Below are 25,031 nucleotides of genomic sequence, written 5' to 3' on the forward strand. Positions count from 1 at the left end.
GTCGCAGCGTAGTCGCCTATGGGGCGGTGGCAGCGGGATATTGATTCTCGTTTGGGAATTATCACTAGAAGTAAACGGATATTTAATATTATTTGACATGCTTGCATGTCTGCCTAAACTGGGCGCACGTCCAAGCAGTTCCTCGCTGGTGCCAAAGCATGGGCGTTCTGCACGCCCCGGGTTCCACACCCTGTGTAGCCGGGTTTTTTTACGTCCAGCGCCCGATTCTGGGTCAGCCTCAGTGCAGGCGAGCACGCGGCCGCCGTGGTCAGTCGTGTCGCCTTCGCGGATGAAGGCTGAACCCATGCCGAACCTCACAGGAAATCCGCGGCGACTGCAGCACGTGCTCGCGGCGCGTAACTATCTGTACGAGTTACCGGGACGAGACGGCTAGGGGTTACAGCCGTGGGGATGAAGTGCAGCAAACCGTTTCACTGAGCGCTGACCGGACTACAGTGAAATTACAGTTTGAACGAGCTTGGGCAGCCCTGATTGACCTTGAATAACCTTGATTTTGTAGTTTGCGAGTTGCGCAAGGCATTGATTTATAAAGGGTTGTGGTGTGCCGGCAAAGCTCCGAAGGCAGGGGTTGCTGGTTCGATCCCAGCCGGGCGCGCCAAAACATGCCTGTTCAGGTTCTCGTCGGTTTCACCACATCACGGTTTTCCCGCTTGCAGTAACATTCCGGCCGGTTGTCGGCGTGGCGGTTTTCGATCGCGTGCGTGTCCGATCGGGCGAAACCATTCGCTGGTCCGGTTCGACGCGCTCGACGCCCACTTGAAAACGCCGATTGAAAATGTCGACCCGAACGAGGAATAGCCGCGTCGCATCGCGGGCGGCGATCATCGGATGAGCAAATCCCTTTCTGTTCAGATCATCAACGGGCCGGACGGTGCACCTGCCTTCGTCGTGATTCCGTACGCCGACTATGTCGCGCAGCAGTCCCGCGCGCGCGACCTAATTCCGCACGAGGTCGTGACGCGCGCCGTGTTCGACGGAAGCTCGCCGGCGCGTGCGTGGCGCGAGTATCTCGGGCTGACGCGGGCCGAGATCGCGCAGCGGATCGGCATCAGTCGATCGGACTACGCGAAACGGGAAAAGCGCCAGAAGCTGCGCAAGCCGATGCGCAGGAAGGTCGCGGCCGCGCTCGACATCACGCCGGCGCAGCTCGATTTCTGACGCGCGGCGCAGCAAGCGGCCGCGGCCGGCGGACCTGTGTCGTGTTGCCTCGTCGTTATGCGAGAATCCCCCGCAACGACAACTCCAAGCGTCGATCGCGGCGGCCGTCCGCGCATCGCGCCGACTCCCGATGGCTGCCATCCCGTCTACCTCGACCGCAGTCGATGCCCGCGCGCTGACCGATGCGCAGCAGGCGCTGCACGCGCGTCTGCACGCGTATTCCCCCGACGATCCCAATGCACCGCTGCCGTACAGCCGGCGCCTCGCCGACGCCGAAGGCTGGTCGCACGCGCACGCGCTGGCCGTGATCGACGAATACAAGCGCTTCGCGTTTCTCGCGCAGGCGGCCGGGCATCCGGTCACGCCGTCGGTCGCGGTCGATGCCGCGTGGCATTTCCACCTGCAATACACGCTCGAATACTGGGACGTCTTCTGCGCCGGCGTGCTGCGCGCGCGGTTGCATCACATGCCCGGCACGGGCGCGCCGGACGAAGCCGCCGTGTACGCGCAGCGCTATCGCGACACGCTCGACAGCTATCGGCGGCTGTTCGGCAGCGAGCCGCCGGAGTCGATCTGGCCGCGTCCCGAGGGGCTGCATGGCATGCCCGGCGCGCAGCGGGCGGACCTGCCGGCCGCGGACACGCCGGGTGAACCTGATGCGCCGGCGACGCCGCCGGCCGGCAACACCTGGCGCAACCGGCTACCGAAACTCGCGTGGCCGGCCGCCGCCGCGAGCGTCGCCGCGACCTGCGCGTCGGCGCAGGATTTCAACGTGCTGAACTACACGGGGCCGCAGTTTCTCGCGTTCTACATTCCGGCCTGCATCATTGCGCTGCTGCTGATTGTCGGCCTGCAGCAGATCGAATACCGTTGCCGGCGCAGGAGCGTATTTACTCGTGAAGCGATGCCGGACCTGACGGCCGAGGAGGTTGCGTATATCGCGGGCGAGGAGCCACGGGTTGTGCAGGTCATGACGCTGTCGCTGATCCATGCGGGTGCGATCGACCTGAGGATGGCCGGCCGGCTCGGCGGTCGCGTACAGATCGGCGATCCGGCGCGCGCGGGTGCTTACGCGGACGAGTGCGAATGGCTCGCCGCGCAGCCGGGCGGGGAGGCGAGCTTTGGCGCGTTCCGCCAGCTTCTGGCGCGCCGCGCGTCCGAATACGCGGATGCGATGCGCCGGCGCGGCTGGTTTTGGGCTCCCGGCGAGATGCTCATGGCACGGCTGGCCGCGCGAGCGATCGTGCTGGTCGTGCTGGGCACGGGCATGGCGAAACTCGCGGTCGGATTGAGTCGCGGGCGACCGGTGCTGTTGCTCGGTATCAGCATGGCGGTGTTCGCGATCGCCTACCGCATGATTGCGCGGCGCATGACCGGTTTCGGGCGCGGCGGCTTGTCGGTCGGCGCGCGGGCGACGCTCGCCGCGCACCGGAGCGATCGTCAGGACGAACGCAACACGCCGGACGACTTGCTGTGGTCCACCGCGCTGTTCGGCGCGGGCGCGCTGGCCGGCACCGCATGGGCCGCGCATTCGATCGTGCTGATGGAGCCGCCGCCATTGGCACCAGCCGCGGTGCGAACGGGTGGGTCGACCGGTTCCACGTACAGCTCGAGCGACTCCGGAACGAGTTGCTCGTCGTCGAGCTCGTGCAGTTCCAGCTCATGCAGCTCGAGCAGTTGCGGCGGGTGCTCGTCGAGCACGTGAACCGCCCGATCGCGAAGGCACGCGGTGGTCCGCGCACCTTCGTCAATCGATCGCCGCATCCGCGGCGGTTGTCTCCAGCGTGTCGCCTCCGGCCTCAACTTCCGCGGCGTCGATGATTGCAATCCAGTCGAACGCCGGCATCGCTGCGAGCTGGTCGGCGGTCGCCGCGTACTCCTGACGCGTGGTGCGCAAGTAGCGAAGCCGGTCCGTCCACTCGGGCAACGGGCCGGGAGACGTCGTCAGCACGACGCTCAGCAGATCCTGTTCGGCACGTGCCGCGATGATCCGCAGCGCGGCCTGCACGCGCTCGCCGTCGCCGTCGCCGGCGACGTCCAGGATCAGCACGCCGGGAATCGGCGCGTCCTGCGGCGGCAACCGCACGGCCGTGCCGTGCAGCTCGACGCACACCCGGTAGAGCTCACGATGGAGCGGCAGCCGCGCCTGCAGCGCGTCGCGCTTGCGCACGCGTGCCTGCGCGGTGCGGGCGATCCGCCGGCGCAGCGCGGGCCGGGTGACCAGGCGGTCGATCGCGTCGTCCCACGCGTGTGCGTCGTCGCCGGCGAGCAGCGCGTCGTCGCCGTCGTTCAGTCCGATGCGGTTGATCGGCAGGTCGCTCGCGACGACCGCGATGCCGGCAGCCGCAAATTCCTGCCGCTGGATTGCGCTGGCCGCGTAGCCGTCGGCATCGGCGAGCGGCATCAACGCGATGTCCCAGTCCAGCGCACGCAATTGCTGCGCATAAGCGCGGTACGCAGCGGGCGCGGGCCGGAATTCGGCCGCCGGATGGTCCGCCCAGCCGACGGGCGCGTGCGTGCCGAGGAATTGCACGGCAACGCGGCCGGCGTGGCGCGCGCAGACCGCACGCAGCGCGGCATCCACGCGGGCGAAATTGGCCGGCAGCAGTGCGTCGCCCGCGACGCCGATGGTCACGCGATCATCCGCGCGGGCCGGCACCGCGCGCAGGAACAGGTCGAGATCGACGCTGTCGGGCAGCACGAATACGCGCGGGTTCCACGGCCGGTACCGGTTCGCGAGATCCGGCGTCGGGACGACGATCGCGTGCGCGTTGCCGAGCGTGAACGCGATGCCGGGCCACGTCGGATCGTTCTGCATCGCGGGCTGAGCGGGCTGAGCGGGCGGCGCGGGCGGCGGGCAGTCGGTCGCGTAGATCACCGGTTTGTCGAATTCGAAGATCGCGCGCAGTCCGTCGAGGGACAGCAGGCCCGGCGTGTCGCGATCGAGCAGCACGGCGTCGGCTGTTGCCATCGCTTGGCCGTCGATCTTGCCGTCGACAATGCCCCATACGCGCTCCCATGTGTCGGCGAGCCGCTCGAACGGCAGCGCAATGCGACGCTGCAGCGACGGGCTGTCGACGCGATCGAGCGCGTAGACGACGAGACGCTTCTTCCGCGTTATAGGCGCGGCGGGCGTGGGTATGCGAGCGGGGCGTCGCGCCTGTTCGGCGAGTCGCGCATACAGCGTGCCGTAGCGTGCGGCGTCGGCTTCGGCGGGCAGCACGTGCACCGATGCGTTGACGTGGCGGCCGGTTCGGGCCAGTGCGTCCGACGGCACCACGAGCGCATCGGCGCGCCGCAGCGCATCGTGAAGCGCCGCGCGCCCGCATGCGTTGCCGGCGATTTCGGGCCAGTTCGACGCGAATGCGTCGAGCGGCCGGTCGACGTCGCAGACGACCGGTTTGCCGAGCGCGAACAGTTGCTCCAGTGCAGCGGACGACAGCAGGCCCGCGATCGCGCCGTGCAGGACGATCAGGTCCGCCTGCTGCAACGCGTCGAGATCGATGCCGTGTTCACCGACGGGGAAATCGAGCGCCCACTCCCGGTCGAGCAACCCGAACGCGTGGCCGAAGCGCACGCGAGCGGCAGGCTCGACCGTCATGACGGCCAGGCGCCGCTTCGCACCCGCCGGGCGGCGCGCTGTCGACGGGCCGTGCGGACCGAGTTCGGTGTCGCGTTCCGTCGCGCGGGCCTGGGTCTTGTCGACGAAATTCCGAAGTTGCCGCCAGAAGGTCGCCTCTTCTTCCCGATAGACGTCGCGTGCCTCGTGCACGGTCGCCTTCGCATGCGCGAGTTCGTCCGGGTCCAGCCCCCAGGCGATGCCCTTGCCCTCCATCACCCACCGCTCGGCGTTCGGCAACGACGCGTCGTTCAGGATGCACACGACCGGGCAGCCGCACATCAGTGCTTCGAAGGCCGCCGTGGACCACTCGTACAGGTACAGACATTCGACGCGGCGAAACAGCTCGGCGAGTTCGTGTGCCGAGCGCTCCGGCACGCGGCCCGAGACCTCGACGGACTCGGCCGTCGCCGGATGCAGGCTGCCGCCGCGCCGGAGGTGGCGGTTGATGAAGACGGCCGTGCCGCTGCGGGTCGTGTCGTCGACGTCGTCGCAGTGGAAGATGCGCGTGTCGACGAGCGGAATCCGCAGCAGGTCGGCCTGCCATCCGTCCGGCACGATCGTGGGGCCGAATGCGAACACGAGGTCGCTCGGCGCGAGGTCGATCCGATTGCCGTTGACGCGGCCGGGCTCCGCCAGCAGGTAACGGGCGACGCAGCGCGCGCCGAACGGGTTGCCTTCGACGATTTCCGGATAGATCGCGATCGGGCTGCGCCCCGCGTCGGCGTGTGCCTGGACGATCGCCTGCGTCAGCACGGGCGTGCGCAGCTCGGGGTGGACGTCAGGCGTCTGGACGTAGGCTTCGCAACCGAGCCGGTTCAGCGCGTGGCACAGGTAGTGCATCGCGCGGACGCCGCCGGAAGTCTGCAGAAAGGCGGGCACCGACAGGTAGTACGGATGGTCGAGCGGAGCGAACAGGCGTAACGAGGTGGTCATGGGGCGGAATGTCGGAAACGCATGGGGCAGCGACAAGGGCGGCCTCTAGCGGGCCCGGTAGAAATCGAACACCACGTCGAGGATGCGGTCCTGCTCGGCCTCGCTCATGTCGTGGTACATCGGCAGGCGCACCAGCCGGTCGGCGACGTCGTCGGTGACGCGCATGCCGGAGCCGCAGCGGCCGTAGCGCCGGCCGGCCGGCGAGCTGTGCAACGGCACGTAATGGAACACCGCATACACGCCTGCTCGATGGATCTGTTCGAGCAGCGCCGAGCGTTCGTCGAGATCGCGCGCGAGGAAATAGAACAGGTGGCCGTTGCCCTGCTCGCTCAGCGGCACGGCGGGCAGCGCGATACGGCCTGCGTCGTGCAGCGGCCGCAGCGCTTCCTCGTAGCGCTTCACGGTCGCGCGCCGCTGCGCGGTGATGACGTCCGCGTGCTCGAACTGCGCATACAGGAACGCCGCGATCAGCTCGCCCGGCAGGTACGACGAGCCGATGTCGACCCACGTGTACTTGTCGACCTGTCCGCGGAAGAACTGGCTGCGGTTTGTGCCTTTCTCGCGGATAACCTCCGCGCGCTCGGCAAGGCGTTCGTCATTGACGAGCAATGCGCCGCCTTCGCCGGAGATCACGTTCTTGGTCTCGTGGAAGCTGAGGCATGCGAGGTGGCCGATGCTGCCGAGCGGCTTGCCCTTCCAGGTCGACTGGATCGCCTGCGCCGCGTCTTCCACGACCCACAGCCGGTAGTCGGCCGCGAGGTGGCCGAGCGTGTCCATGTCGCACGCCACCCCGGCGTAATGCACCGGCACGATCGCGCGCGTGCGCTCGGTGATCGCGGCCGCCACGAGCTGCTCGTCGAGGTTCAGCGTATCGGGGCGGATGTCGACGAACACGGGTGTCGCGCCGCGCAGCACGAATGCATTGGCGGTCGACACGAACGTGTAGGACGGCATGATCACTTCGTCGCCGGGCCCGACGTCGGTGAGGATTGCGGCCATTTCCAGCGCGGCCGTGCACGAGTGCGTGAGCAGTGCGCGTCGGCAGCCGATGCGGCGTTCCAGCCACTGATGGCACAGCTTCGTGAACGCGCGATCGCCGGCCAGGCCGCCCTGTTCGACCGCTTTCGCGATGTAGTAGAGCTCCTTGCCGACGATGAAAGGCCGGCCGAACGGAATGACGTCGAGATTGGGGGGCGCGAACATGGCGGGGCTCCGCGGAAGAGAGGGCGCGCTCACGCGCCGGCCGACAGCGCGTATCGGCGGGCGTCGGGGCCGCAATTGAACAGCACGTCGAGCACCGTCACGTCATGCGCGAAGGCGCCCCACTGCTGTGCGTATTCCGGATAGGACGGGTAGTCGAACCAGCGCACCGCGATCCGTTCGCCGGCGAACCGGTGCTCGTCGAGATAGCTGCGCGCGGCCGGGCCGGACAGGTATTCGGTCGCGCCGGCCTGCGCGCAGAGCAACAGCAACCGCTCGTTGCGATCGCCTTCGAGCACATAGTCCGATGACGACGACAGCGGCGTGGCGATCCCGAGTTGCTCGCTGATCCAGGTCAGCAGTGCGAGGTTCAACTCGCTCAGCGTACGGTACGGGCGCTCGAGGTAGAGCGCCTCGAGTGCGTCGGCATAGCGCGCGAAGTGCGGTGCGCGCGCGTAGTTCAGTTGCAGCCGCTTCCAGTGCTGGGCCGCCCAGCGGGTACCGTCGATCTCCGTTTCGCGAATCGTCTGGCCGAGCCGGCCCTTGATCCTGACGGGTACGCTCAGCCATTGCACGCCGTGCGGCGTCTTGATGCGGTTGCGGTTGCGCCAGTCGCTGCGCGTGTATTGCACGTCGTCGTAGAGGATGAACTCGTCGCACGCGGCGATCAGGTCGAAATAGCCTTTCCACGGAATGTAGTTGGACTGGACGATCGCGACCCGCTTCGCCCGGACGTGTGTGTCGTTCATGCCCCGATGTGCCCATACCGATACATGTCGACCAGCTCGGGCGGGATGCCCCAGTCGTTCGCACCCACGCGGTCGTGCAGCGCTTCGAGGTCGGCGCGGATCGTGCGCTGGAGCTGCTCGATCATGCGGTTGCGCGCGGGCTCGAAATCGTGCTGGAACGCCGCGTTGATCTGGTGGCGCACCGTCTTCGCGATCGCCGCCTCGCGCGACAGGTTGCGGATCAACGGACGTTCCGGTGCGAGCTGCGCATAGCGCGGGTCGATCGGCTCGCCGCGCATCGCCGCGACCAGGTCGCGGCACAGCACCGGCGACAGGTGGAATCCGTCGCGCTTGGTGCCGCCGAGGATCCACAGATTGCGCACGCTGCTTTCGCCGAACAGCGGATACAGGTCGGACGTCATCGGCCGCCAGCCGACGTTCACGCTGGCGAGATTGGCGCGATAGAACTTGCTGTTGATCTGGTCCATCGCGGCCTTCAGCAGTGAATACGCGCTGCCGACGTGGCCCTGCTCGATCGGTACCGGGCTGATGTAGTTGCTCGCGCCGATCAGCGTGCGGTCCGGCCCGTAGGGTGCCGAATACACGCCGCACGCGAGGCCGCGATTGGTCGTGCGGATACAGTGCGTGTGCACGTTTTCCGCGCTCTGCAGCTCGACCGACATGCCGATGCCGTAGAACATCCTCTGCACGGGCAGCTCGGGCAGGCTGTCGCGCAGCACGCGGCCGAGGTTCGCGCCGTTGCAGAGCACGAAGCGGTCGGCCGCAAGCATGCTGCCGTCGCTCAACCGCGCGGCCGCGATGCGGCCGCCGGCGGTGTCGAGCCGCTCGACTTCGGCGTCGACGAAGCGCACGTTGCCGGCTTGTGCGACGGATGCCGTCAGCGCATCGAGGAATTGCTTCGGATTCACCCAGCCTTCGCGCTTCAGGTACAGCGCGTTCAGCGCGCGGAATTGCGGATGCGGATGATAGTTCGGAATGCCGGCGGGATCGACGGCTTCGCACGGCTCCTCGAACTCGCGGCAGAAGCGCCGCACCGCCGCGAAATTCTCGTCGTCGAGCGCGTCGGTTGCGGCGTTGTTCAGCACGAAGGTGCCGAAGCCGTGCGCGACCGCGCGCTCGGGCGTGCAGATCTCGGCGAACACGTCGGGCCACGCGGCGGTCGCCGCGCGGCTCAGTTCGAACTTGAAGCGGTCGAGCGGCGTGCCGAGCGAATCGCCTTCCAGTTCGGTGAACGAGTTGAGCATCGCCGCTGCCGCGCGCGTCGCCGAGCCGGGGCGTTGCGCGTGGCCGACGACGACGAGCTCGACGCCCGGCTCGGCGCGTTGCCAGGCACGGGCCGTCATCAGTCCGAGGATGCCGTTGCCGAGGATCGCGATCTTCACTTGCGTGCTCCGCCGCCTTCCGGGAAGGTCAGGTAGCAAAGCGACGGATACGACTTCGCCTTGTGGATCTGGTGCGGATGGTTGCCGAGCAGTTCGCGCACGTAGTGGATGCCTTCCGCGGGCGCAAGGCTGCCGCGCGTCAGTTGCCAGAACGCGATGACGCCACCCGGCACGAGGCGCTTCATCACCGTCTCGAACGCTTGCCGGGTCGGGCCCGGCACGTTCAGGTCGAACCACGCGAGCGCGATCGTCTCGCCGGGATGCGTTTCCTCGAACTCGGCCAGCGTGTCGCGGCAGTCGCCTTCCCAGACGCGGTGCTTGCCGTTCACGTGGCCCATCGCGTTGTTGCGCTCATGCAGCGACAGCAGGTTGCGCAGCAGGTCCGCGTAGTCGCTCGCGAGCGAATACGTGCCATCCGAAAACAGCTTGCGATCGCGTGCGTCGTTGTCCGCGAAGCCCGTGTAACCGGTGAACGTATCGAACGCGTGGATGCGGCGCTGGAAATTCAGCGGTTCGAGGATCGCGCGGAAGTTCTCGCACAGCACGGCTGTCTGGCCTCGCCACGTGCCGAGATCGAAGATCGAGCCCGGCAGCGGGACGATCTGCTGGTACACCTCGAACGTCGCGAGCATGCGCGCGAGCAGCGAGCCGCGCACGAACAGGCCGAGCGAGCGTTCGAGTTCCTCGCGGGTCGCGGGGTACGTCTGCATCAGGTCGAACAGTTCGTGCCGTGCGGCGAGTTGGTCGCCGTTCGAGTTGGAGATGATTGAGGACTCGTGCATACGCAAGGCTCCAGGCGCTGAAAATGAGGTCGAGGGAGTGCGGCGTGACCGGGCCGCCGGGCGGCCGCGCAGGCGCGCCCGACGGGCTCGTCCGCACGCCGGACGTCTGTCTGAATGAAGCCGAGTCTATCGGCCGTCGCCCGGATCGAATGGCGGATTAGCGGGCCGTTTCACCCCGCATTTCGACGGATGCCGTTGGTACGGACGACCGGGCGGACGCGGCGCCCGCATGCTGCCGGGATGACGAAAACCGTTACGGGGCACGGCTCGGCGCGATCCGGCACCGCTGCGCGGCATGGTGCTGCGACCGGAAATCCGCGCCCCACGCACACGAACCGCACCCTTGATCCGCGTCATGCCGCCGGCCGCGCGGTCACATGAAAAGCGACCAAATCCGGCACCTGCTCCGCCGATTGGAACGGCGAGCGCACGCCGAGAATGCTGGCATGTCGAAGGCCGTCCGGCCGCATGCCGCCCCGCATCTGCCGCTGCGCGCCTTCGCGATCACGTGCCGGCCCGTGCGCCGGTGCGCGTTCCGGATGAACCCACGCTGGCTTACCACGATGACTGATCTCACGATGCCCGACTCCCCCGTCGCCACGATCGAAGCGGCGCTGGCGCTCCACCAGGCCGACCGCCTCGAAGAAGCCGAGACGCTGTACCGGCAGATCCTCGACGCCGAGCCGCGGCACGCGGACGCGCTGCATCTGCTCGGCCTGATCGGTCACCAGTACGGGCGCTATCAAGAGGCATCCGAACTGATCATGGCGGCGATCGAAGTCAAGCCCGACGCGGTCTACTACTACAACCTCGGCAACGTGATGCAGGCGCACAATCGCCCGGCCGCGGCGGCCGAGTGCTTCCGCCTCGCGATCGAGCTGCGGCCCGGCTACGTCGACGCATACAACAACCTCGGCAATGCGCAGCGGCTCGCGGGCAACGCACGCGCGGCCGTCGACGCGTTCTGCCAGGTGATCGCGCTGCAGCCCGATCACGGGCAGGCGTACAACAACCTTGGCAACGCGCTGCTCGACCTGAACGAGATCCCGGCCGCGCTCGAGGCGTACCAGCATGCGGTCGCGCTGCGTCCCGAGCTGCCCGAGCCGCGCAGCAACCTGCTGTTCGCGTACCACTACAGCGATGCGTTCGACCAGCGCGCGTATCTCGACGAAGCGGCACGCTTCGACGCGCTCGTCACCGCACGCGCGCAGCCTTGGTCGACGTGGCTCGTCGACCTGACCGCCCGCATCGGCCGGCCGCTGCGCGTCGGCATCGTGTCGGGCGACCTGAAGTCGCATCCGGTCGGCTATTTCATCGAAGGGATGCTCGCGCACCTGAACCGCGCGCGTGTCGAACTGCATGCGTATCCGACGCGCGACGTCGAGGACGACGTCACTGCGCGCCTCAAGCAGCGCTTCGCGTCGTGGACCTCGCTCGCCGGCATTGGCGACGAGGCCGCGGCCGCACGGATCCGCGACGATCGCGTCGACGTGCTGATCGACGCGTCGGGACACACGATCCACAACCGCCTGCCGCTGTTCGCGTGGAAGCCCGCGCCGCTGCAGGTGAGCTGGCCCGGCTATTTCGCGAGCACCGGCATGCGCGCGATCGACTACGTGCTCGGCGACCGCCACGTGATGCCGGCCGACGAGGCCGCGCATTTCGTCGAACGCGCATGGCACCTGCCCGACAGCTACCTGTGCTTCACGCCGCCGGCCGTCGAGCTCGACGCCGGCCCGATGCCGATGCTCGCGAACGGCTATCCGACCTTCGGCTATTTCGGCAAGCTCGCGAAGCTCACCGACCGCGTGATCGCGGTGTGGTCGCGCGTGCTGCACGACGTGCCGAACGCGAGGCTGTTCGTGAAGGCGCCGCATCTCGACGATCCGCGCGAGCAGGACGCGCTGGCGGCCCGCTTCGCGGCGCACGACATCGGCGCGGCGCGCCTGCGGTTCGAAGGCAGCTCGCCGCGCGACGCGTACCTGGCCGCATACCGGCGCGTCGACATGATGCTGAGCCCGTTCCCGTACCCGGGCGGCACGACGACGGCCGAAGCGCTGTGGATGGGCGTGCCGGTGCTCGGCCGCCGCGGCGCGCGGTTCCTGTCGCACATCTGCGAAAGCCTGCTGCATGCGGCGCGCCTGCCGGAATGGATCGCGGACGACGATGACGATGCCTACGTCGCGAAGGCCGTCGCGTTTGCGCGCAATCCGGCCGAACTGGCCGTGCTGCGCACGACGCTGCGCGCGCAGGTGCTTGCCGCGCCGCTGTGCGACGCGCCCCGCTTCGCGCGCCATTTCGAGGAGGCGCTGCACGCGATGTGGGCGCGCCACGTCGAGGCTGCGCCGGGAGCTGCGTCGTGAACGGCCAGTCAGTGCTCGTCACCGGCGGCGCGGGCTTTCTCGGCTCGCACCTGTGCGAGCGCCTGGTCGACGCCGGCTACGACGTGATGTGCGTCGACAACTTCTACACCGGCAGCAAGCACAACGTCGCGCACCTGATGGGGCGCGTCAACTTCGAGCTGATCCGTCACGACGTGTGGCTGCCGCTCTACGTCGAAGCCGACCGCGTGTTCAACATGGCGTGCCCGGCGAGCCCGGTGCACTACCAGAGCGATCCCGTGTCGACGGTGAAGACGGCCGTGCTCGGCGCGATCAACATGCTCGGCCTCGCGAAGCGCTGCGGCGCGCGCATCCTGCAGGCGTCGACGAGCGAGGTGTACGGCGACGCGCAGCAGCATCCGCAGCAGGAAAGCTACTGGGGCAACGTCAATCCGAACGGGCCGCGCGCGTGTTACGACGAAGGCAAGCGCTGCGCCGAGACGCTGTTCTTCGACTATCACCGGCAGCACGGCGTCGACATCCGCGTGGTGCGGATCTTCAACACCTACGGCCCGCGCATGCGCGCCGACGACGGGCGCGTCGTGTCGAACTTCATCATGCAGGCGCTGCGCGGCGAGCCGATCACGCTGTACGGCGACGGCAGCCAGACGCGCTCGTTCTGCTATGTCGACGATCTCGTCGAAGGCCTGTTGCGGATGATGGACCAGGACGACGACACCGGCCCGATGAACCTCGGCAACCCGAGCGAGATCACGATCCGCGAGCTGGCCGAATGCGTGCTGCGGCTCACCGGCTCGAAAAGCCGCATCGAATATCGCCCGCTGCCGGCCGACGATCCGCTGCAGCGCCGCCCCGACATCGGCCGCGCGCGCCAGCGCCTCGACTGGCAGCCCGGCATCGCGCTCGAGGACGGCCTGAAGGAAACGATCGCCTATTTCCGCAAACAGGTGAATGCATGAGCCCCGACCTGATCGACGCCACCTGCCCCGTCTGCGCGCACACGGTTGCCGCGCCGTTCTTCCCGGCCGGCGAGCGCACGCTCGCGACGCTCGCGTGGCCCGCGTCCGCCGAAGCGGCGCGCCGGCTGCCGCGCCATGCGCTCGACTTCGTCCAGTGCCCGCAGTGTTCGCACGTGTGGAACCACCGGTTCAGCTACGACGCGATTCCGTACCAGAGCAACCCGAACCGGATGTTCAACAGCGGCGGGATCTGGAAAGGCCACCTCGCGGCCACGCGCGACCTGCTGCTCGGCGCGCTGCCGGCGGAACCGGCGGTCGTCGAGATCGGCTGCGGCGAAGGGCATTTCGTGCGCGGGCTCGCGCAGGCGAGCCGCGGCGGCCGTTTCGCCGGTTTCGATCCGAACGCGAGCGCGGGCACCGGCCACGGCATCGAGTTTCATGCGCGGCTGTTCGAGCCGCTCGCCGACATGCCGGCCTTCCGGCCCGATGCGATCGTCATCCGCCACGTGCTCGAACACCTGACCGAACCCGCGAAGCTCGTCGAGCAGCTCGCGTGGGGCGCCGCGCGCCAGCCGAACGCGTGCTGGCTGTTCGCGGAAGTGCCGTGCATCGACCGTGTGTTCGAGACCGAGCGCCTCGCCGATTTCTTCTACGAGCACGTGTCGCAATTCACGACGGAGTCGTTCCGCACGCTGATGGCGCGCGCGGGCGAGGTCGTCACGCTCGCGCACGGCTACGACGGCGAAGTCGTCTACGCGCTGGTGCGGCTCGGCGTGCCCGCGCAGGCGCGCGCGCGCGCCGAAGCATCGACGCGGTTCGCGGCCCGCACGGTCGAGCACCGCGCGGCGATCGCCGGGCAGCTCGCGGCGCTGGCCGAATCGGGGCGGCGCGTCGCGATCTGGGGCGGCACCGGCAAGGCCGCCGCGTTCATCCATCACTTCGATGCCGACGCCGCGCGCTTTCCGCTCGTCGTCGATTCCGATCCCGACAAGGTCGGCACCTACGTGCCGGGCACGGGCCAGCGGATCGAATTCCGCGACGCGCTGAAAGCGGCTCCGGCCGACGTGATCATCATCCCGACGCAATGGCGCGCACGCGACATCGTCGCCGAGATGTCGCGCGAAGGGATCGCGGCCGCGGCCGTGATGATCGAGCACGAAGGACGGCTGATCGACTTCGGGCGCGAACCCCATCCGTATTGAGCGGCGCACGCGATGGAGCCGATCGGACAGCAATTGCAGGCGGCGCTTGCGCATCATCAGGCCGGCCGTCTCGCGGAGGCGAAAGCGTTGTACGACGCGATCCTCGCCGCACAGCCGGGCCAGCCCGACGCGATGCATTTCCTCGGCCTGCTGGCGTGCCAGCTGAAGCAGTACGACGCGGGCCTTGCGCTGATGGAGCGCTCGCTGGCGGCACGGCCGGACGCGTCGTACTTCAACAACCTCGGCAACATGCTGCGCGAATGCGGTCGGCTCGACGACGCGATCGCGCATTACCGCCGTGCGGTGGCGCTGCGTCCCGACTATCCGGAAGCGCACAACAACCTCGGCAACGCGCTGCGCGACGCACGTGATACGGCCGAAGCGCTGGCGAGCTGTTCGCGCGCGATCGAGCTGCGCCCGGGTTACGCGGAGGCGTACAACAACCTCGGCAACGTGCTGCAGGATCTCGGCGAACTCGACGCGGCCGCGGCGAGTTACGGCAAGGCGATTGCGTTTCATCCGGCGTATGCGGAAGCGCACAGCAACCTCGGCAACGTGCTGCGTGCGCAGGAGCGGCACGCGGATGCGATCGCGCACTACCGTCGCGCGCTCGAATCGAATCCCGCACTGCCGGCCGCGCGCCATGGTCTCGGCCTGTCGTTATGGGCGCGCGGCGAACTCGACGAAGCCGCGCACGTGCTGCGTGCGGCCGCCTCGGCGGAGTCCGGCGACGCGAACCTGCACAACAACCTGGCCGGCGTACTGCGCGATGCGGGCGATCTCGAAGGCGCGGCGTCGCACTATATGCGCGCGCTCGCGCTCGATCCGTCGCTGGCCGTCGCGCATGCGAACCTGAGCGGCGTGCGGCGCCGTCAGGCGCGTTACGCGGATGCGCTCCTGCATGCGCAGCACGCGATCCGCATGGCGCCCGGTCTCGCCGACGCGCACAACCACGCCGGCAACGCGTACCACGGCCTGAACGATCTCGGCGCGGCGGAAGCGAGCTACCGCGCCGCGCTCGCGCTGAACCCGGCCGACGCCGGCGCCGCGCACAACCTGTCGGTCGTGCTGCTCAAGCGCGAGCGGCACGACGACGCGCTCGCGTATTGCCGGCAGGCGCTGGCCGCCGGCCGCCCGAGCGCGGCGATGCACGTGAACCTGGGCGATATCCTGCGCGGCCAGGGCAACGTCGATGCCGCCGTGCCCGCGTACCGCGACGCGCTCGCGCTGGTGCGCGACGACGCGGACGACGGCGCGGCCGAAGTGCTGAGCCGTCTGCTGTTCGCGTCGGCCGCATCGGCGAGCGTGCCGCCCGCCGATTACCTGAACGACGCGCGCCGCTATGGCCGGCATCTGGCGGCCCGTTCGACGCGCTATCCGCACGACGTGCGCGAACGCGCGGCGCGCGCGCGGCACCGTCCGCTGCGCGTCGGCTTCGTGTCGGGCGACCTGCGCGTGCACCCGGTCGGGATCTTTCTCGAGAGCGTGTTCGCGCATTTCGACCGCGCGCGCATCACGCCCCATGTCTATGCGACGTCGGATGAAGAAGACGCGGTCACCGCGCGGCTCAAACCGCATGCGGCCGTCTGGCGCTCGATCGCCGCGCTCGACCCGCAGGCCGCCGCGCGCGTGATTTACGACGACGGCATCGACGTGCTCGTCGATCTCGCGGGCCATACGCAGGCGAGCGGGCTTGCCGCGTTCGGCTGGAAGCCCGCGCCGGTGCAGGCGAGCTGGCTCGGCTTCTTCGCGTCGACGGGGTGCGACGCGATCGACTATTTCATCGGCGACGCGCACACGCTGCCGGATGGCGAAGCCCGTCACTTCGTCGAAGCGCCGTGGCGGTTGCCTGACAGCTACCTGTGCTTCACGCCGCCGGCCGACGACGTTCCGGTCGGCCCGCTGCCGATGGGCACGAACGGCGGCGTGACGTTCGGCTGCTTCGGCAAGCTGGTGAAGCTCGGCGACGACGTCGTGCGCGTGTGGTCGCGCGTGCTGCACGCGCTGCCGTCGGCCCGGCTGCTGCTGAAGGCGCGCGAGCTCGAACACGCGGCCGTGCGCGACGCGACCGCCGCGCGTTTCGCGCGGCACGGGATCGACGCGAGCCGGCTCGCGTTCGAACGCGCATCGCCGCGCGCGGACTATTTCGCCGCGTACAACCGGATCGACATCGCGCTGAGCCCGTTCCCGTACCCGGGCGGCACGACGACGGCCGAGGCGCTGTGGATGGGCGTGCCGGTGCTCGGCATGAAGGGCACCCGCTTCGTCACGCACATCTGCGAGAGCCTGCTGCACGCGGCCGGCATGAACGACTGGATCGCCGGCGACGAACACGACTATGTCGCGAAGGCGATTGCGGCCGCCGCCGACGGCGCGCGGCTGGCGGCGCTGCGCGCGGGCTTGCGGGCCCGGCTGCTCGCGTCGCCGCTATGCGACGCGGCGCGCTTCGCCCACCACCTCGAGGACGCATTCCACGGCATGTGGGAGCGCTATACGGAAACGGCACACGCAGCATGAACGACATCAACGACACCCTGCAACGCGCGCTTGCGCATCATCAGGCCGGCCGTCTCGCGGAAGCGAAAGCGTTGTACGACGCGATCCTCGCCGCGCAGCCGGGCCAGCCCGACGCGATGCATTTCCTCGGCCTGCTGGCGTGCCAGCTGAAGCAGTACGGCGCGGGCCTTGCGCTGATGGAGCGCTCGCTGGCGGCACGGCCGGACGCGTCGTACTTCAACAACCTCGGCAACATGCTGCGCGAATGCGGTCGGCTCGACGACGCGATCGCGCATTACCGCCGTGCGGTGGCGCTGCGTCCCGACTATCCGGAAGCGCACAACAACCTCGGCAACGCGCTGCGCGACGCACGTGATACGGCCGAGGCGCTGGCGAGCTGTTCGCGCGCGATCGAGCTGCGCCCGGGTTACGCGGAGGCGTACAACAACCTCGGCAACGTGCAGCAGGATCTCGGCGAACTCGACGCGGCCGCGGCGAGTTACGGCAAGGCGATTGCATTTCATCCCGCGTATGCGGAAGCGCACAGCAATCTCGGCAACGTGCTGCGTGCGCAGGAGCAGTACGCGGATGCGATCGCGCACTACCGCCGCTCGCTCGAATTGAATCCCGCGCTGCGCGTCGCGCATCGCGGGCTGGGTGCCGCGCTGCGGGCGACCGGCGCGTTCGACGGCGCGCTCGTGCATGCGCGCGCCGGGCTCGAGCCGGACGACGCGCCAGCGCATTGCGCACTCGGCATCTCGTTGCGCAGCATCAACGATTTCGACGGCGCCGCGCAGTTGTTCGAGCGCGCGTGCGAGATCGATCCGGGCTACGCGCCGGCCTGGAGCCGGCTCGGCGAGCTGCGCTGCCAGCAGGGCGAATACGAGACGTCCGTGCGCCTGTGCCGGCATGCGATCGAACTCGATCCCGAGCTGGCGGACGCATACAACTTTCTCGGTCTCGCCTATCACAACCTCGACCGGATGGCGGCCGCGGAACTCAGCCATCGCCACGCGATCGACCTGAACCCGGACGATGCCGACGCGCACCACAACCTCGCGGCCGCGCTGTTCCGCCTCGACAAGCTCGACGAGGCGATGGACGAATACCGGATCGCGCAGGAACTCGGCATCGATCCGGTGAAGATCCAGCTGACGCTCGGCGACATCCGCTGGGCGAAGCGCGACTTCGCGGGCGCCGTCGACGCGTTTCGCGGCGCCATCGAGCACGATCCGCATCGCGCATACGCGCGCCTGCTGTTCAACATGTCGAGCTCGTCGGCATTCGCGCCGCAGGACTGGGTGGTCGAAGCGCATCGCTACGGCGATTGCCTGGCACGCGACGTGCACCCGTTCGATCACGATCGCGCGCAGCGTGTGCGGGACGCGCGCGGCCGCCCGCTGCGTGTCGGCTTCGTGTCGGGCGACCTGCGCCAGCATCCGGTCGGCATCTTCCTCGAAAGCGTGCTCGCGCATCTCGATCGCACGCGCATCGAGCCGCATGCATACGTGACCTTCGTGGTCGAGGACGACGTGACCGCACGGCTGAAGTCGGGCTTCGCGAGCTGGAAGAAACTGGCCTGCATGAACCGCGAACAGGCGGCGCAGATGATTCGCGACGACGGCATCGACGTGCTCGTCGACCTGGCCGGGCACACGAACTGGAGCGGGCTGCCGATCTTCGCGCACCGGCCCGCGCCGGTGCAGGCGAGCTGGCTCGGCTTCTTCGCGACGACGGGCTGCCGCACGATCGACTATTTCATCGGCGATGCGCACACGCTGCCGGCCGACGAGGCCGATCATTTCGTCGAGGCGCCGTGGCGGCTGCCGGACAGTTACCTGTGCTTCACGCCGCCGGCCTACGACGTTCCGGTCGGCCCGCTGCCGATGGAGACGAACGGCGGCGTGACGTTCGGCTGCTTCGGCAAGCTCACGAAGATCAGCGACGACGTCGTCGCATTGTGGTCGCGGCTGCTGCAGGCGCTGCCCGATGCGCGCCTGCTGCTGAAGGCGCACGAACTCGGCGCGGGCGACCTGAACCAGGTGACGCGCGCGCGCTTCGCGCGACACGGCATCGACGCGAGCCGGCTGATCCTCGAAGCCGGTTCGCCGCGCGCGGAATACTTCGCCGCGTACAACCGGATCGACATCGCGCTGAGTCCGTTCCCGTACCCGGGCGGCACGACGACGGCCGAAGCGCTGTGGATGGGCGTGCCGGTGATCGGGATGAAGGGCGGGCGTTTCGTCACGCACATCTGCGAGAGCCTGCTGCACGCGGCCGGAATGGGCGACTGGATCGCCGCGGACGAAGACACCTATCTCGCCAAGGCCGTCGCGTTCGCGCGCGATCGCGACGGGCTGGCCGCGTTGCGCGCGACGTTGCGCGAACGCACGCTGGCGTCGCCGCTGTGCGATGCCGCGCGGTTCGCGCGCAATCTCGAGGACGCGTTCCACGGGATGTGGAATCGCTACGCGGCCGGCGAAACGACGGGGCCGCGCGCATGACGGCGCCGGTCGCGGAACGACTGAACGCGGCGCTCGCGCACCATCAGGCCGGGCGGCTCGACGACGCGCGCGTGCTGTACGAGGCGATCCGCCGCGACGCGCCCGACCAGCCGGACGCGACGCATTTTCTCGGGCTGCTCGCGTGCCAGCTCGGCCAGTTTCCGGCGGGCCTCGCACTGATGGAGCGCGCGATCGCGCTGCGCGCCGATCCCGTCTACCTGAACAACCTCGGCAACATGCTGCGTGCGCACGGCCGGCTCGACGACGCGATCGGCGCCTACCGCCGCGCGATCGCGCTCGCGCCCGGCTATGCGGAAGCGCACAGCAACCTCGGCAACGCGCTGCGCGACGCGCGCGACCCGGATGCCGCGATGCTGAGCTGTGCGCAGGCGCTCGCACTGCGGCCCGACTACGCGCCGGCCTACAACAATCTCGGCAACGCGTTGCAGGACAAGGGTGAACCGGATGCCGCGGCGCGCGCGTACGAGAAGGCGATCGCGCTCGATCCCGCCTATGCGGAAGCCTGCTTCAACCTGGGCAACGTGTGCGGCGCGCAACGCCGGCACGACGATGCGATCGCGCACTACCGCCGTGCGATCGCGCTGCAACCGGGCCTGCACGCCGCGCATCACGCGCTGGGCATGCTGTTGCTGGAACGCGGCGATCTCGATGCCGCGATCGCCAGCCTCGCGCGCGCGGCGGAGTCGGGCGAAGTCGACCAGCTGTTCGGTCTCGCGGCCGCGCTCGATCGCGCGGGCGATTTCGACGGTGCCGCTGCGAGCCTGCGGCGCGCGCTGGCCGTCGCGCCCGATCGCGCCGAGCTGCATCACCATCTGGCGCAGACGCTGGTCCGGCAGGGCAAGCGGCGCGAGGCGCTCGACAGCTGCCGCATCGCGCTGTCGCTGCCGAATCCGACCGCGCAGATGCACGCGGTGATGGGCGACATCCTGTGCGCGCTGTGGCATATCGATGCGGGGCTCGCGAGCTATGACCGCGCGCTCGACCTGGATCCCGCGTTCCGCAACGCGCACTCGGGCCGCATGTTCCACGCGGCCGGCACCGATCGTCTGTCGCCGGCGCAGCTGCGCGAACGCGCCTGCGCGTTCGGCACGCGGATGGCGGCGCAGGCATCGCCGCGGCGCCATGCGCCGCAGCCGGCGAACGGACGTGCATTGCGCGTCGGCTTCGTGTCTGGCGACCTGAAATCGCATCCGGTCGCGGTGTTCCTGCTGAGCGTCGTCGCGGCGCTCGATCCGTCGCGCGTCGAGCTGGCGGCCTATGCGACACAGCCGGTCGAGGACGATACGACCGCGGCGCTCAAGTGCCATTTCGCGCTGTGGCGCGACCTCACGCCGCTCGACGACCGCGCGGCGGCGGACCTGATCGCGGGCGACCGCATCGACGTGCTGGTCGACCTGAGCGGCCACACCGCGTCGAACCGGCTGCCGCTGTTCGCATGGAAGCCGGCGCCCGTGCAGGCGACCTGGCTCGGCTATTTCGCGACGACGGGCGTCGCGGCGATCGATTACGTGATCGGCGATCGCCACGTGCTGCCGGCCGACGAGGCGTCGCATTTCGTCGAGCGGCCGTGGCGGCTGCCGGACAGCTATCTGTGCTTCACGCCGCCCGCGCAGCCGCTCGACGTCGGGCCGCTGCCGGCCGACGGAAACGGGTTCGTCACGTTCGGCTGCCTGAACAACGCGAACAAGATCGGCGAGCCGGTCGTCGCGCTGTGGGCGCGCGTGCTGCATGCGGTGCCGGGCTCGCGCCTGCTGCTGAAATCGGCGCAGCTCGACGAGGCGGCGCTGCGTGCGAGTCTCGCCGCGCGCTTTGCCGCACACGGCATTCCCGCCGAACGCTTGCTGCTGCGCGGCGGATCGAAGCGGCTCGCGCACATCGGCACGTTCAACGACATCGACATCGTGCTCGATCCGTTCCCGTATCCGGGCGGCACGACGAGCATGGAAGGGCTGTGGATGGGCGCGCCGTTCGTCACGCGGCGCGGCGACCGCTTCCTGTCGCATATCGGCGAAAGCATCCTGCACACGCTCGGGATGCCTGAATGGATCGCCGACGGCGACGACGACTACGTCGCGAAGGCGGCCGCGTTCGCGCACGACCTGCCGCGTCTTGCCGACGTACGGGCCGGATTGCGCGAGCGGCTGCTGCGCTCGCCGCTGTGCGACGCACCGCGCTTCGCCCGTCACCTCGAGGCAGCGTTCGCGCAGATGCACGCGGCGGCGGTCGAACAGGCCGCGCTCGCCGCGCAATAGCCGCGCCGGGGCGCGTGCGGCGACGCCCCCTTTCCACGTACTCCGGACCAAAAAAAAAGCCGCACGAATGCGGCTGGACGATACGGCGTCGGCGCCCGCTCGACGGCGGTGCGCGTTGTTGTTCGTATGCCTACAGCATGCCGGTCGTCTGGTAGGCGCTCGCGGCGCGGATCCGGTTGCGCGATTCGGTGAACTGCTGCGCGAGCCGGTCGCGATCGGTCTGCGCGTCCAGCGCGATCGACGCATCGACGTCCATGATCCGGCGGATCGTGTCGAGTGCGGCCGGCGTCTGCGCCGGCGACAGGCTCATCAGCAGCGGCGAGCGCTCGTCGGCCAGCGCCGCGACGCGCTCCCAGTCGCGCAGCGCGGTGGCCGACTGCATCGCCTGGGTCAGGTGCAGCGCATGGTTCAGGGCATCGGTCGTCATGGTCATGTTCGTCGTCCGGCGTCGTCGCGCGAAGGGGCGGCTTACTTGTTGGTGGCGAGCGCGCCTGCGCTGTTGGTGCCGCCGAACAGCTGGGTCAGGTACTTCGTGTTGTTCGCCATCGTCGCCATCAGGTTGTTCAGCGCGGTGAACTGTGCGTTGTACTGCTTGGTCAGCTGGGCCGAGTAGGTTTGCAGTTGCGTCGCCTGGGCGGACAGGTTCTTCAGGTCCGTGTTGAGCGCGGTGGTGCGCTGGTCGATCAGGCCGTTGGTCTGCGTGTAGGTGTTGACCAGGTTGTTGAGCGTCTTGCCGACGCCGTTCGTCGAGTTGAACACCCCGGCGAGGGCCGGGCTGTTCGACGTGAGCGCGGTATTCAGCGCGGTCGAGTCGACCTGCAGCGTGCCGTCGGCCTGCAGGTTGATGCCGATCGCCGCGAGCGAATAGGTCGAGCCGCCCGTCGCGACGCCGCCGCTGATCGCGCTCGCGAGGCCGTTCGAGATCGTGTTCAGCATCGAGTCGCCGAGCAGCGGGCCGGCCGTCGACGTGTTCGGATCGTACGACGACAGCGACTTCGCGGTCGTCACGTAGGTGTTGTACGCGCTGACGAACCCGTTGATCGCGGCCGTCGTGGCCGTCGTGTCGGGGGAGAGCGTGACCGTCTGGGTCGTGTTCAGCGCCGCCGTCGTCAGGTTCAGCGTGACGCCCGTCAGCACGCCCGACACGCTGTTGGACGCGCTCGTCACCGGCGTGCCGTCGACCGTCAGTTTCGCGTCGGCGGCCGGGGTCACGGTCGTGTAGCCCGAGGTCAGCTTCGAATTCACGCCGGTGCCGGTGACCGACACCGTGTTGGCCGCACCGGTATTGTTCGACTGGATCACGAGGTGCTGGCCGTCCGAGCCGGTGATGACCGACGCGGTGACGCCCGGGTTGCCGGTCGTCGTGTTGATCGACTTCGCGATGTCGGACAGCGATGCGCCGGCTGCCACGTTGACGTTGAAGGGCGTGCCGGTGCCGAGCGTGATGCTCAGCGAACCGGCGGAGATCGTGTCCGTGGACGTGATGCCGGCCGACGACAGCTTGTTCGCGGTGGCGAGCTGCGTGACGTTGACCGCGTACGAGCCGGCCACGGCGCCGCCGCCGCTCTTGACCGACGTGGTGATGCCGTTGCCGCTCGCGGTCGCCGCGAGGCCGCTCAGCGTCGTGCCGTTCGACAGGCCCGCGATCGCGGTCTGCAGCGCGGCCATCGCGGATTTCAGCTTGCCGATCGCCGACAGCTCGGTGTTGTCGGCCGTCTGCTTGTTCGCGAGGGTGGTCTGCTGGCCGATGGTCTTGGCCTGCACCAGCGTCGTGACGAGCGAATTGACGTCGAGCGTCGAATTGGTTGCGCCGCTGATGATCGATTGTCCGGCCTGCGCCAGGATGCTGCCGATATCCGTCGTGCTCGTCGTGGCCATGCGGGTGCTCCAGTCGTTTGCGCCATTGCGCGCGTTCCGGCGGGTTGCCGTGCTTCGGTTTCAATGCAAGCAGGGAGGCATGCCTCCCTGGAGTGTCGGGTTCGATGTATCGAACCGGCGTCGTCGCGCGCCGCAACGCGGACAACGCCGTGCGCGCGGGCGGGTCGCCCGGCGCGGGTGTTCCCGATTACTGCAGGAGCTTCAGGACTTGCTGCGGCAGCGAGTTCGCTTGCGCGAGCACCGAGATGCCGGCTTGCTGCAGCACTTGCGCCTTGCTCAGGTTCGCCGTTTCCGTCGCGAAGTCCGCGTCGGTGATCTGCGAACGCGCTGCGCTCATGTTCGTTGCCTGGGTCTGCGTCGTCGTGATCGCAGCCTGGAACGTGTTCTGTGCCGCACCCAGCGTTGCCTGGAACGTGTTGACGTTCTTCAGCGCTGCGTCGATTGCCGTCATGGCCGACTGGGCGCTCGTCTGGTCGCTGACCGACAGGCCGCTCAGGCTCAGGCCTGCGCCCGTGCTCGTCCACACCGTTGCGCCGAAGTTGACGGCGACGGTCTGGTTGGCTGCTGCGCCGACCTGGAACGTGACGTTGCCGGCGTTGCTCAGGATGGTCTGGCCGTTGAACGACGTTTGCGTTGCCACGCGGTCGATTTCGCCGAGACGCGTCGTGACTTCAGCCTGCAGGTTTGCACGTGCGTTCGAATCCAGCGAGCCGTCGCCTGCTTCGACTGCCAGCGTACGGATACGCTGCAGGTTGTCGACGGTCGACTGCAGCGCGCCGGCTGCGGTCTGGATCATCGAGATGCCGTTGTTCGCGTTCGAGACGCCTTGCGTCAGCGCGTTGATCGCGGACGTCTGCGTCGTCGAGATTGCCAGGCCTGCCGCGTCGTCGGCAGCCGTGTTCACGCGCTTGCCGGACGACAGACGGTTGATCGCCTGCGACAGTGCGTTTTGCGAGCCCGACAGATTCGTCTGCGTCGTCAGCGAAAGGATGTTGGTGTTGATGTTCAGCATTTGCTTCCTCGTTTTGGAAAATGCCTGAGATACAGACAGGTTCTGATTTCGGCGTTGCGCTTTATCGCGACTGGCGCTGCCCGCCTTTCCTGGTTGACGGCGGCACCCGGCGAAAACTTTAGAGGGATGCTCGAGGAAATTCGGGGCGGAAGGGCTCGGTCGCCGCGAAGTCCGCGCCCGGCTTGGCTGGCAGCGATGTCGGCCGGGTCGCGGAACGGCCGTTGCTGGACGGCGGGCGCACATGCGATCGACAAAAGGATGGTTTTGTCTGTGATTCCCTGCTATGATGGCGGGCTGAATTGAGATTTCTGTCACGCCGTTGCCGGTTTCGGCATGTCTGCTGGCAGTCAAACGCGGCGCTGCACGCGGTTGTGAAGCGTACTCGCGGTGCTTTCCGCCTCTCTTTTCCGGCCTCCGAGGCCGTATTTCCGCTCGTTTCGCCTGTTGTGGGGACGCTCGGATGGCCGGTGCGTGGCGCTTGGCCGCTACGTTTTTGACCGTATAAGCAATTTAGGAAC

General features: G+C 68.5%; 16 protein-coding genes and 1 pseudogene. 8 read left to right on the top strand and 9 right to left on the bottom strand.

Annotation, left to right across the window (positions count from 1 at the left end; translation table 11 throughout):
- Positions 1-219: 219 nt before the first annotated feature.
- Positions 220-306: pseudogene (locus tag LXM88_RS37255) on the bottom strand (PAAR domain-containing protein); the annotation flags it as partial.
- A gap of 543 nt (positions 307-849) precedes the next feature.
- Between LXM88_RS37255 and LXM88_RS05930 the strand changes: the two are divergent.
- Together LXM88_RS05930 and LXM88_RS05935 are read left to right on the top strand one after the other, a co-directional pair.
- Positions 850-1,179 carry a helix-turn-helix domain-containing protein gene (locus LXM88_RS05930; RefSeq protein ID WP_262539454.1) on the top strand — a complete coding sequence of 110 codons (330 nt, stop codon included), beginning with the start codon at positions 850-852 and terminating at the stop codon, positions 1,177-1,179.
- A 130-nt stretch (positions 1,180-1,309) separates the two neighbouring features.
- Entirely contained in the window at positions 1,310-2,884 is a 1,575-nt protein-coding gene (locus tag LXM88_RS05935) for a TIGR04222 domain-containing membrane protein (RefSeq protein ID WP_262539455.1), read from the top strand.
- Positions 2,885-2,926: 42 nt separating this feature from the next.
- Here the strand turns inward: LXM88_RS05935 and LXM88_RS05940 are convergent, their stop codons facing one another.
- Genes LXM88_RS05940 through LXM88_RS05960 form a run of 5 tightly spaced genes read right to left on the bottom strand, consistent with a single transcriptional unit; the run spans position 2,927 to position 9,847 of the window.
- Positions 2,927-5,734 carry a glycosyltransferase family protein gene (locus tag LXM88_RS05940; RefSeq protein WP_262539456.1) on the bottom strand — a complete coding sequence of 936 codons (2,808 nt, stop codon included), beginning with the start codon at positions 5,732-5,734 and terminating at the stop codon, positions 2,927-2,929.
- Between the two features lie 45 nt (positions 5,735-5,779).
- Positions 5,780-6,937: a dTDP-4-amino-4,6-dideoxygalactose transaminase gene (gene rffA / locus LXM88_RS05945; protein ID WP_262539458.1), complete on the bottom strand. Its 1,158-nt coding sequence runs from the start codon at positions 6,935-6,937 to the stop codon at positions 5,780-5,782.
- Positions 6,938-6,966: 29 nt separating this feature from the next.
- A complete protein-coding gene (locus tag LXM88_RS05950; protein ID WP_262539459.1) occupies positions 6,967-7,683 on the bottom strand; it encodes a WbqC family protein in 717 nt (238 codons plus the stop codon).
- Positions 7,680-9,065, bottom strand: a complete 1,386-nt coding sequence (locus tag LXM88_RS05955) for an NAD(P)/FAD-dependent oxidoreductase (protein ID WP_262539460.1) — start codon at positions 9,063-9,065, stop codon at positions 7,680-7,682. The genes LXM88_RS05950 and LXM88_RS05955 overlap by 4 nt, the downstream gene beginning before the upstream one ends.
- A complete protein-coding gene (locus LXM88_RS05960) occupies positions 9,062-9,847 on the bottom strand; it encodes a class I SAM-dependent methyltransferase (protein ID WP_262539461.1) in 786 nt (261 codons plus the stop codon). Before LXM88_RS05960 ends, LXM88_RS05955 begins: the two co-directional genes overlap by 4 nt.
- A gap of 563 nt (positions 9,848-10,410) precedes the next feature.
- Here LXM88_RS05960 and LXM88_RS05965 point away from each other — a divergent pair.
- The 6 genes from LXM88_RS05965 to LXM88_RS05990 are packed head-to-tail and all read left to right on the top strand — an operon-like array spanning position 10,411 to position 21,623.
- Positions 10,411-12,210 (top strand): O-linked N-acetylglucosamine transferase, SPINDLY family protein, encoded by a 1,800-nt coding sequence (locus LXM88_RS05965; RefSeq protein ID WP_262539463.1) that lies wholly within the window; start codon positions 10,411-10,413, stop codon positions 12,208-12,210.
- Complete coding sequence (locus LXM88_RS05970) at positions 12,207-13,148, top strand: UDP-glucuronic acid decarboxylase family protein (RefSeq protein WP_262539464.1); 942 nt, start codon at positions 12,207-12,209, stop codon at positions 13,146-13,148. Before LXM88_RS05965 ends, LXM88_RS05970 begins: the two co-directional genes overlap by 4 nt.
- Positions 13,145-14,350: a class I SAM-dependent methyltransferase gene (locus LXM88_RS05975; protein WP_262539466.1), complete on the top strand. Its 1,206-nt coding sequence runs from the start codon at positions 13,145-13,147 to the stop codon at positions 14,348-14,350. The genes LXM88_RS05970 and LXM88_RS05975 overlap by 4 nt, the downstream gene beginning before the upstream one ends.
- A 12-nt stretch (positions 14,351-14,362) precedes the next feature.
- Positions 14,363-16,867, top strand: a complete 2,505-nt coding sequence (locus tag LXM88_RS05980) for a tetratricopeptide repeat protein (protein WP_262539467.1) — start codon at positions 14,363-14,365, stop codon at positions 16,865-16,867.
- Positions 16,864-19,350 carry a tetratricopeptide repeat protein gene (locus LXM88_RS05985; RefSeq protein WP_262539469.1) on the top strand — a complete coding sequence of 829 codons (2,487 nt, stop codon included), beginning with the start codon at positions 16,864-16,866 and terminating at the stop codon, positions 19,348-19,350. The genes LXM88_RS05980 and LXM88_RS05985 overlap by 4 nt, the downstream gene beginning before the upstream one ends.
- Positions 19,347-21,623, top strand: coding sequence for an O-linked N-acetylglucosamine transferase family protein (locus tag LXM88_RS05990; RefSeq protein ID WP_262539471.1), 2,277 nt, complete (start codon positions 19,347-19,349; stop codon positions 21,621-21,623). The genes LXM88_RS05985 and LXM88_RS05990 overlap by 4 nt, the downstream gene beginning before the upstream one ends.
- 130 nt (positions 21,624-21,753) lie before the next feature.
- On the opposite strand, the gene LXM88_RS05995 is transcribed toward LXM88_RS05990, so the two are convergent.
- The 3 genes from LXM88_RS05995 to LXM88_RS06005 all read right to left on the bottom strand — a co-directional run bounded on the left by LXM88_RS05995 (position 21,754) and on the right by LXM88_RS06005 (position 24,513).
- Complete coding sequence (locus tag LXM88_RS05995) at positions 21,754-22,050, bottom strand: flagellar protein FliT (RefSeq protein WP_262539473.1); 297 nt, start codon at positions 22,048-22,050, stop codon at positions 21,754-21,756.
- Between the two features lie 41 nt (positions 22,051-22,091).
- Positions 22,092-23,501 carry a flagellar filament capping protein FliD gene (fliD, locus tag LXM88_RS06000; protein ID WP_262539475.1) on the bottom strand — a complete coding sequence of 470 codons (1,410 nt, stop codon included), beginning with the start codon at positions 23,499-23,501 and terminating at the stop codon, positions 22,092-22,094.
- 187 nt (positions 23,502-23,688) lie between these two features.
- Entirely contained in the window at positions 23,689-24,513 is an 825-nt protein-coding gene (locus LXM88_RS06005; RefSeq protein WP_262539476.1) for a flagellin domain-containing protein, read from the bottom strand.
- Positions 24,514-25,031: the final 518 nt, after the last annotated feature.

It is taken from the genome of Burkholderia sp. S-53, from assembly GCF_025560745.1.
GTDB lineage: Bacteria > Pseudomonadota > Gammaproteobacteria > Burkholderiales > Burkholderiaceae > Burkholderia > Burkholderia pyrrocinia.

Bases quoted from the DNA above. Each gene is read 5' to 3' on its own strand.
- LXM88_RS06005 (WP_262539476.1), bottom strand. From the start codon at position 24,513: ATGCTGAACATCAACACCAACATCCTTTCGCTGACGACGCAGACGAAT.
- LXM88_RS05950 (WP_262539459.1), bottom strand. From the start codon at position 7,683: ATGAACGACACACACGTCCGGGCGAAGCGGGTCGCGATCGTCCAGTCC.
- LXM88_RS05940 (WP_262539456.1), bottom strand. From the start codon at position 5,734: ATGACCACCTCGTTACGCCTGTTCGCTCCGCTCGACCATCCGTACTAC.
- LXM88_RS05935 (WP_262539455.1), top strand. From the start codon at position 1,310: ATGGCTGCCATCCCGTCTACCTCGACCGCAGTCGATGCCCGCGCGCTG.
- LXM88_RS05995 (WP_262539473.1), bottom strand. From the start codon at position 22,050: ATGACGACCGATGCCCTGAACCATGCGCTGCACCTGACCCAGGCGATG.
- LXM88_RS05990 (WP_262539471.1), top strand. From the start codon at position 19,347: ATGACGGCGCCGGTCGCGGAACGACTGAACGCGGCGCTCGCGCACCAT.
- LXM88_RS05930 (WP_262539454.1), top strand. From the start codon at position 850: ATGAGCAAATCCCTTTCTGTTCAGATCATCAACGGGCCGGACGGTGCA.
- fliD (WP_262539475.1), bottom strand. From the start codon at position 23,501: ATGGCCACGACGAGCACGACGGATATCGGCAGCATCCTGGCGCAGGCC.
- LXM88_RS05985 (WP_262539469.1), top strand. From the start codon at position 16,864: ATGAACGACATCAACGACACCCTGCAACGCGCGCTTGCGCATCATCAG.
- LXM88_RS05975 (WP_262539466.1), top strand. From the start codon at position 13,145: ATGAGCCCCGACCTGATCGACGCCACCTGCCCCGTCTGCGCGCACACG.
- LXM88_RS05960 (WP_262539461.1), bottom strand. From the start codon at position 9,847: ATGCACGAGTCCTCAATCATCTCCAACTCGAACGGCGACCAACTCGCC.
- rffA (WP_262539458.1), bottom strand. From the start codon at position 6,937: ATGTTCGCGCCCCCCAATCTCGACGTCATTCCGTTCGGCCGGCCTTTC.
- LXM88_RS05965 (WP_262539463.1), top strand. From the start codon at position 10,411: ATGACTGATCTCACGATGCCCGACTCCCCCGTCGCCACGATCGAAGCG.
- LXM88_RS05980 (WP_262539467.1), top strand. From the start codon at position 14,363: ATGGAGCCGATCGGACAGCAATTGCAGGCGGCGCTTGCGCATCATCAG.